Raw genomic sequence first — 7318 nt, 5'->3', positions numbered from 1 at the left:
GGCGTCGTGGAAATAATCGCGCAGGGCCTGCATGGCCGGGGTGAAGGTACGCTCGCGGTGCCAGGCCAGCCCCACGCTCATGGGCGTGACCGCATCGCTCAGGCTCAGGGTCTCGATACGCTTGCCTTCCAGTGACCAGGGCCGGTGCACCAGATCCGAGAGGATCGCCACGCCGCTGCCGTTGGCCACCATGCTGCGCACCGCTTCCACCGAGCTGGTGCGCACGCGCACCCGGGGCTGCTGGCCGGCCTGTTCCCAATAACGCATGGCGCTTTGCTCGGCTTCGTCGACGGTGAGCAGGATGAACGGCTCCTCGGCCACGTCCGCCAGGCTGATGCTGCTGCGCTCGCACAGCGGATGATGGGCCGGCAGCCACAGCCGGCGCTCGGAGTTGAACAGGGTCTGCGAGACGATGTCCGGGTGCGTCAGGTTGGCGGTGAGTACCACTGCCATGTCGAAGCGGCCTTCCAGCAAGCCTTGCTCGATGGCCTGGCGTTCCTGTTCATGGAGCTCGATGGTGACGTCCGGGTGCCAGTGCTGCAGGCGCTGCAGGTGGTGCGGCAGGAAGTAGCCGATCACTGTGTAGCTGGCCGCCAGGTGCAATACGCCGCTGGCCCGATAGTCCGGCAACGGGCTGTTCAGGGCATCTTCGACGCTGCGCAGGATCACGTAGGCGCGGTTGAGAAAATGCCGCCCGGCATCGGTCAGGTTCATGCCCTGGGCCGAGCGCACGAACAGCTGCACGGCGAGCATCGCCTCCAGCTCCTTGATCGCCGTGGTCACCGCCGACTGGGAAATATTCAAGTGCAGCGCCGCCTGGGAAATCTGCCCGATCTCGGCGGTAGCAACGAAATAGCGCACCTGGCGCAAGGTCAACGACACGGCCCATTCCCCTCTAACGCTGCAGGAGCCGGCTTGCCGGCGAAAGCGATCGTGCAAGCGCCTGCGCCGTCACGCATCACGCTGCCTGTTAGCTTTATCTGTTTTTCAGAACAAGCTCTATCTGATAATAGATCTTCCCAAGGGGTCAAGGGCGCTCTAATTTTCGTCGCACGAAGTCACGAGAGTTGGAGCAACAGTGATGCAGGCAGTGGATTTCAATTCGGACATGGGCGAGAGCTTCGGCCCGTGGACCATCGGCGATGGCGTCGACAACGAGCTGATGGGCTTTATCAGCTCGGCCAATATCGCCACCGGCTTTCACGCCGGCGACCCCGGCACCATGCGCCGCACCATCGAACAGGCCAAGCGCCTGGGGGTGGCCATCGGCGCCCATCCGGGGTTTCGCGACCTGGTGGGTTTCGGCCGCCGGCACATCAATGCCCCGGCCCAGGAGCTGGTGGACGACATGCTCTATCAGCTTGGCGCCCTGCGGGAAATGGCCCGGGTACAAGGCGTGAAGCTGCAGCACATCAAGCCGCATGGTGCGCTCTACATGCACCTGGCCCGGGACGAGGAAGCGGCGCGGCTGCTGGTGCAAAACCTGCGCCGGCTGGAGCCCGAGTTGCTGCTGTATTGCATGCCCAATTCGGTGATCTGGCGTGTGGCCCAGGAGCTGGGGCAGCCGGTGATCCGCGAGTTCTACGCCGACCGCGACTACGACCTCAGCGGCTCCATCGTGTTTACCCGCAACGTCCGCGCCCTGGACCCGGCAGCCGTGGCGGCCAAGGTGCTGCGCGCCTGCCAGACCGGCCTGGTACGCACCGTCGAAGGCGAGGAGCTGTTCCTCGAGTTCGATTCCATCTGCCTGCACAGCGACACCCCCGGCGCCCTGGACCTGGTGCAGGCCACCCGAACGGCGCTGGATCAGGCCGGTATCGAGGTCCGCGCACCGCGTTGAGGCGCATCGACACGAAGCACCGCGCACAGACGCGGGGTTCATCTGGTTTTGTTTTTTTTGCCTGCCTTTCTACAACTATTCCAAAAGGAACAGACATGGCCGAATACAGTGTTATCACCCCCTTGCCGGGCACCTTTTATCGCAAGGCCACCCCGGAGTCGGCGCCTTTCGTCGAGGTCGGCGACAGCGTCAGCGCCGATACCGTGATCGGCCTGATAGAAGTCATGAAGCAGTTTTCCGAACTGACCGCCGGGAGCGCGGGTCAAGTCAGCGCCTTTCTGGTGGAAGACGGTGATCCGGTGGAACCGGGTCAGGTCGTCGCGACGCTCGAACAGTGAGGGCCGGGGTATGACTGGATCAATCAACAAATTGCTGGTGGCCAACCGTGGCGAGATTGCCGTGCGCATCATTCGCGCGGCCAAGGCCCTGGGGATTCCCACCGTTGCCGCCTGCAGTGAGGCGGATGCCGATTCCATGGCCGCACGTATGGCCGATGAAGTGCAGATCATCGGCCCGGCGCGGGCCGACAAGAGCTACCTGAATGTCCAGGCCCTGCTCGGTGCCTTGCAGGCCAGCGGTGCCAACGCGGTACATCCGGGCTATGGCTTTCTTTCCGAGAATGCCGACTTCGCCGAGGCGGTGGTCGAGGCCGGGGCGATCTTCGTCGGTCCCAGTGCCGAAACCATCCGCCGCATGGGTGACAAGGCCGAAGCCCGGCGCACCGCGCAGGCGGCGGGAGTGCCGGTGGTACCGGGCTCCCCAGGAGAACTCTTCGACCTGGACAGTGCGCTGGCGGCCGCTGAAGTCGTGGGCTTTCCGCTATTGATCAAGGCCAGTGCCGGCGGTGGCGGGCGCGGGATTCGCCTGGCCCGGGACGCGGCGCAATTGGCCGAGGAATTCCCTCGGGCGCAACGCGAAGCCCAGACCGCGTTCGGCAACGGCGCAGTGTACCTGGAGCGTTTCATTGGCCGTGCGCGGCACATCGAAGTCCAGGTGTTGGGCGATGGCAAACACGCGGTGCACCTGTTCGAACGCGAGTGTTCGCTGCAACGGCGGCGGCAGAAGATCTTCGAGGAAGCGCCTTCGCCGGTACTCAGTGCCGAGCAGCGTGAGCAGTTGTGCAGCAGCGCCGTGCGCCTGACCCAAGCCCTGGGCTACCAGGGCGCGGGCACTCTGGAATACCTCTACGACGACAGCACCGGCGAGTTCTTCTTTATCGAGATGAACACGCGGATCCAGGTGGAGCACCCCATCAGCGAGCTGATCACCGGCATCGATCTGGTCCAGGCCATGCTGCGTATTGCCGGGGGCGAGCCCCTGGGTTTGCGCCAGAGTGATATCCGGCTTAACGGCGCGGCCTTGCAGCTGCGCCTGAACGCCGAAGACCCGGCGCGGGATTTCTTCCCCAGTCCGGGCAAGGTCGAGCAACTGATCTGGCCGCAAGGGGCGGGGGTACGGGTCGATAGTCACTTGTACCCGGGCTATGCTGTGCCGCCTTATTACGACTCGCTGCTGGCCAAGCTGATCGTCCACGGCCGTGACCGTGGCGAGGCCCTGGCCCGGGCGCGGCTGGCCGTGGAACACACCACTTTGACCGGCATGGCCAGTACCTTGTCGCTGCACCGTGAACTGCTGGCCGAACCCTGGTTGCAGCAGGCCGATTTTCACACGGGAACCCTGGAAACCTGGCTGGCCGAGCGCCGCGCCGGAGGTGTCGCATGAGCCAGCCGATCCGCTACAGCTTTGGTGCCGACGAGCACCTGTTCGCCGAAGTCAGCGACAGCATGTCCCTGGAAGCCTTCTTCAAGGGCATGGCGGTAACCCGCGCGGTGGAGCGCCTGGAATTGGATGGCGTGCTGGATGTGTGCCTGGCCAATGCTTCGTTCCAGATCCGCTTCGACCCGGACCGCATCGCCCCGCACACCCTGTTGGAGGCGGTGCAACAGGCCGAGGCCTGCGCGGTGGCCGAGCGCAGCCTGCATACCCGGATCATCGAGATCCCGGTGCTCTACAACGACCCCTGGACCCATGAAACCCTGATGCGTTTTCGCGACCGGCACCAGGACCCCAGCGCCACCGATCTTGAGTACGCGGCGCGGATCAACGGCCTGGCGGATGTCGAAGCCTTTATCGCCGCCCACAGCGGCGCGCCCTGGTTCGTCTCCATGGTGGGCTTTGTGGCGGGCCTGCCGTTCATGTTCCAGATGGTCGAACGTGAACGGCAACTGCAGGTGCCCAAGTACCTGCGGCCGCGCACCGATACGCCCAAACTGACCCTGGGCCATGGCGGCTGTTTCGGCTGCATCTACTCGGTGCGCGGTGCCGGCGGCTACCAGATGTTCGGCGTCACCCCGGCGCCGATCTACGACCCGCAGCAACAGTTGGCCTACCTCAAGCAGCACATGGTGTTCTTCCGTCCGGGGGACATCGTGCAGTTCAAGCCCATTGACCGCCAGGCCTATGACCTTGCCGTGGCCGAGGTCGAGGCCGGGCGTTTCGACTTGCGCATCCGCGAGGTGGAGTTTTCCCTGGATGCCTTTCTCGCCGACCCGGTCGGCTATCCCACGTCGCTGCAGGAGGTGCTGGCATGATCAAGGTCATCAAACCGGGCCTGGCCACATCGGTACAGGACCTGGGTCGCGAAGGTTTCTATCACCTGGGGATTCCGCCGTCCGGGGCCCTGGACCAGTACGCCCTGAGCGCCGCCAACCAGCTGGTGGGCAACCCGGCGGGGGCAGCGGGGCTGGAGTGCACCTTGCTCGGCCCTGAGCTTGCATTCAGCACCGATGCCCTGGTGGCGGTCTGCGGTGCCCACATGACCCCCAAGCTCGATGGCGTGGACATGCACCTGGACACCGCCTTTGCGGTCAAGGCCGGGCAAGTGCTGCGCTTCGACTTTCCCAAGGCCGGGGCCCGGGCGTATCTGGCGGTGGCCGGTGGCATCGATGTGCCGCTGGTGCTGGGCAGCCGCTCGACTTACGCCTTGGGTACCCTGGGTGGTTTCCAGGGCCGGCGCCTGGTGGCGGGTGATGAGCTGCCGGTGGGCGTGGACAGCGGCAAGAGCCGCCCGGGCGCCAGTCTGCCCATGGCGCTGCGCCAGTCCCTGGGGGGCGAAATCACCCTGCGGGTGGTGCCGGGCCTGTACTACGAGCGCTTGAGCGAGGCGGCCAAGGCCAGCTTCTTCGCCGAACCCTGGACCGTGGGCTCGGAGGCGGACCGCATCGGCTATCGCTTCAAGGGCGGCAGCGCCTTGAGTTTCCAGCCACGGGAGCAGCCGTTCGGTGCCGGTTCCGATCCGTCGAACATCGTCGACAGCTGCTATCCCATCGGTTCGATCCAGGTGCCGGCGGGGCTCGAACCCATCGTCCTGCACCGGGACGCGGTGTCCGGTGGTGGCTACGCGATGATCGGCACGGTGATCAGCGCCGACCTCGACCTGATCGGCCAGATGCAGCCCAACCAGAAGGCCCGTTTTGTCGCGGTGACCCTGGAAGAAGCGCTGGAGGCCCGGCGTTCCTACAAGAAAAAGCTCAGTTGCCTGAGCAAGTTGTTCCCTTCCTGACCTTCTTGCTCGTGTAGCCGCTGGGAGCCTGAGGCTGCTGCAGGTTTGGCGAGGGATCGCCAGGCAAGGCCCCGCGGGCCTTTTCGCAGCCTCGCAGGCTCGGCAGCGGTTACAGAGGGGGAGGCATGCCCCTCAGAACAGCTGAGTGAACAACCAGTACAGGCTGCCGGACAGCAGGATCGCCGCCGGCAGGGTCAGCACCCAGGCCATGGCCAGGTTGCGGATGGTGCGCATCTGTAAGCCGCCGCCATTGGCCACCATGGTCCCGGCCACCCCCGAGGACAGCACATGGGTGGTGGACACCGGCAGGCCGAACATGTCCGCCGCGCCGATGGTCAGCATCGCCACGGTTTCCGCCGAGGCACCCTGGGCGTAGGTCAGGTGGGTCTTGCCGATCTTTTCGCCAACGGTGACCACGATGCGCTTCCAGCCCACCATGGTGCCCAGGCCAAGGGCGATGGCCACGGCGATCTTCACCCACAGCGGAATGAAGCGCGTGGCGTTGTCGATCTGTTGCTTGAACAGTTGCAGTTTGTCCCGGGTGTCCTGGTCGAAGTGGCCTACCTGATTCTTGTCCATCAGGCGGATCGCCTCGCTGGTCAGGTACATGTCGTTGCGCACGTTGCCCATGGCTTCGGCGGGCACCTTGGCCAGCGAACCGTAGCCCTTCACTTCAGTGCCGATGGCGCCGGTCAGGGCGGCCAGCGCGGGGATCAGTTCCGGTGTCGCTTCCTTGCTGCGCATGTACTCCGAGAGCACCGCGCGGGAATCGGCCGGCGCCGGTTGCGGGGCACTCTTCACCAGGGCCTGCTGGGTGACTTCGGCCACCGCGGCGAATTGCAGCGACTGGTCGGCGGGCATGGTGCGGTTCAAGGCGTAGGCCATGGGCAGGGTGCCCACCAGGATCAGCATGATCAGGCCCATGCCTTTCTGGCCGTCGTTGGAACCGTGGGCGAAGGACACGCCGGTGCAGGTCAGGATCAGCAGCCCGCGAATCCACCAGGGCGGCGGTGCGTCGCCCTTGGGTGCCTTGTACAGGGCTCGGTTCTTGACGAACAGGCGCAGGGCCAACAGCAGCAGGGCGGCGAACACGAAGCCGATCAGGGGCGAGAACAGCAGGGCGTAGCCGACCTTGGTGGCCTGGCCCCAGTCCACGCCGCTGGTGCCGTCGCGGCCATGCATCAGGGCATTGGCCACGCCGACACCGATGATCGAGCCGATCAGGGTGTGGGAAGACGAAGCCGGCAGGCCCAGCCACCAGGTGCCGAGGTTCCATAGGATGGCGGCGATCAGCAGGGCGAAGATCATCGCGAAACCGGCGGAGGAACCCACCTGCAGGATCAGTTCCACCGGCAGCAGGGCGATGATGCCGAAAGCCACCGCGCCGCTGGACAGCAGTACGCCGAGGAAGTTGAACAGGCCGGACCAGACCACCGCGAACTGCGGCGGCAGCGAGTGGGTGTAGATCACCGTGGCCACGGCGTTGGCGGTGTCATGGAAACCGTTGACGAACTCGAAGCCCAGGGCGATCAGCAATGCCACGCCCAGGAGCAGGAACGGGGTCCAGGTGGTGACCGTGGTGCCCAGCTCGTGCATGTCGTGCACCAGGCTGTAGGCGGTGAACAGCAAGCCCATGGCCAGCACCGCGAAGAAGGCGACGAGGGTGAAGGGGCCGGGCTTTTTATCCAGTTGCGGTTTGCTGTCGAGGTTGGACGAAGCGGCAGTCAGGGACGGGGTGGCCATTGCTGGACAATCCTGTTGCTGGAAGGAATGGCGTCCATGATCGTTGCTGAATGTTACAGGGAGACTGCCTCAGGTCATGGTTTGCGCAATTGAGCCCTTGCGTTGATCAGATCGATCACGCACGACCATCCCTCCATCCCGCTCATCCCGCAGGAGCCGGCTTGCCGGCGAAG

General features: G+C 65.1%; 7 protein-coding genes. 5 read left to right on the top strand and 2 right to left on the bottom strand.

Annotated elements, in window-relative coordinates:
- On the bottom strand, window positions 1-882 hold an 882-nt coding region (locus tag F6S12_RS28530), incomplete at its 3' end, for a LysR family transcriptional regulator (RefSeq protein WP_315869602.1).
- Window positions 883-1081: 199 nt separating this feature from the next.
- On the opposite strand from F6S12_RS28530, the gene F6S12_RS28525 reads away from it, so the two are divergent.
- The 5 genes from F6S12_RS28525 (at window position 1082) to F6S12_RS28505 (ending at window position 5402) form a co-directional block, all read left to right on the top strand.
- Window positions 1082-1840: a 5-oxoprolinase subunit PxpA gene (locus F6S12_RS28525; RefSeq protein WP_015636704.1), complete on the top strand. Its 759-nt coding sequence runs from the start codon at window positions 1082-1084 to the stop codon at window positions 1838-1840.
- A 95-nt stretch (window positions 1841-1935) separates the two neighbouring features.
- Window positions 1936-2178: an acetyl-CoA carboxylase gene (locus tag F6S12_RS28520; RefSeq protein WP_011062806.1), complete on the top strand. Its 243-nt coding sequence runs from the start codon at window positions 1936-1938 to the stop codon at window positions 2176-2178.
- A gap of 10 nt (window positions 2179-2188) precedes the next feature.
- Window positions 2189-3562, top strand: a complete 1374-nt coding sequence (locus tag F6S12_RS28515) for an acetyl-CoA carboxylase biotin carboxylase subunit (protein ID WP_123472889.1) — start codon at window positions 2189-2191, stop codon at window positions 3560-3562.
- On the top strand, window positions 3559-4431 hold the full coding sequence (locus F6S12_RS28510; protein WP_053159833.1) for a 5-oxoprolinase subunit B family protein: 873 nt from the start codon (window positions 3559-3561) through the stop codon (window positions 4429-4431). The genes F6S12_RS28515 and F6S12_RS28510 overlap by 4 nt, the downstream gene beginning before the upstream one ends.
- A complete protein-coding gene (locus F6S12_RS28505) occupies window positions 4428-5402 on the top strand; it encodes a biotin-dependent carboxyltransferase family protein (RefSeq protein ID WP_041119561.1) in 975 nt (324 codons plus the stop codon). Before F6S12_RS28510 ends, F6S12_RS28505 begins: the two co-directional genes overlap by 4 nt.
- A gap of 132 nt (window positions 5403-5534) precedes the next feature.
- Here the strand turns inward: F6S12_RS28505 and F6S12_RS28500 are convergent, their stop codons facing one another.
- Window positions 5535-7145: an inorganic phosphate transporter gene (locus F6S12_RS28500; protein ID WP_015636700.1), complete on the bottom strand. Its 1611-nt coding sequence runs from the start codon at window positions 7143-7145 to the stop codon at window positions 5535-5537.
- Window positions 7146-7318: the final 173 nt, after the last annotated feature.

Source organism: Pseudomonas sp. JV245A, assembly GCF_032424515.1.
Lineage (GTDB): Bacteria > Pseudomonadota > Gammaproteobacteria > Pseudomonadales > Pseudomonadaceae > Aquipseudomonas > Aquipseudomonas protegens.
Note: the sequence above shows the minus strand (reverse complement) of the source record. Positions and strands in the feature narration are given on the sequence as shown.

Coding starts and splice junctions, on each gene's coding strand:
- F6S12_RS28505 (WP_041119561.1), top strand. CDS start 4,428: ATGATCAAGGTCATCAAACCGGGCCTGGCCACATCGGTACAGGACCTG.
- F6S12_RS28520 (WP_011062806.1), top strand. CDS start 1,936: ATGGCCGAATACAGTGTTATCACCCCCTTGCCGGGCACCTTTTATCGC.
- F6S12_RS28500 (WP_015636700.1), bottom strand. CDS start 7,145: ATGGCCACCCCGTCCCTGACTGCCGCTTCGTCCAACCTCGACAGCAAA.
- F6S12_RS28510 (WP_053159833.1), top strand. CDS start 3,559: ATGAGCCAGCCGATCCGCTACAGCTTTGGTGCCGACGAGCACCTGTTC.
- F6S12_RS28515 (WP_123472889.1), top strand. CDS start 2,189: ATGACTGGATCAATCAACAAATTGCTGGTGGCCAACCGTGGCGAGATT.
- F6S12_RS28525 (WP_015636704.1), top strand. CDS start 1,082: ATGCAGGCAGTGGATTTCAATTCGGACATGGGCGAGAGCTTCGGCCCG.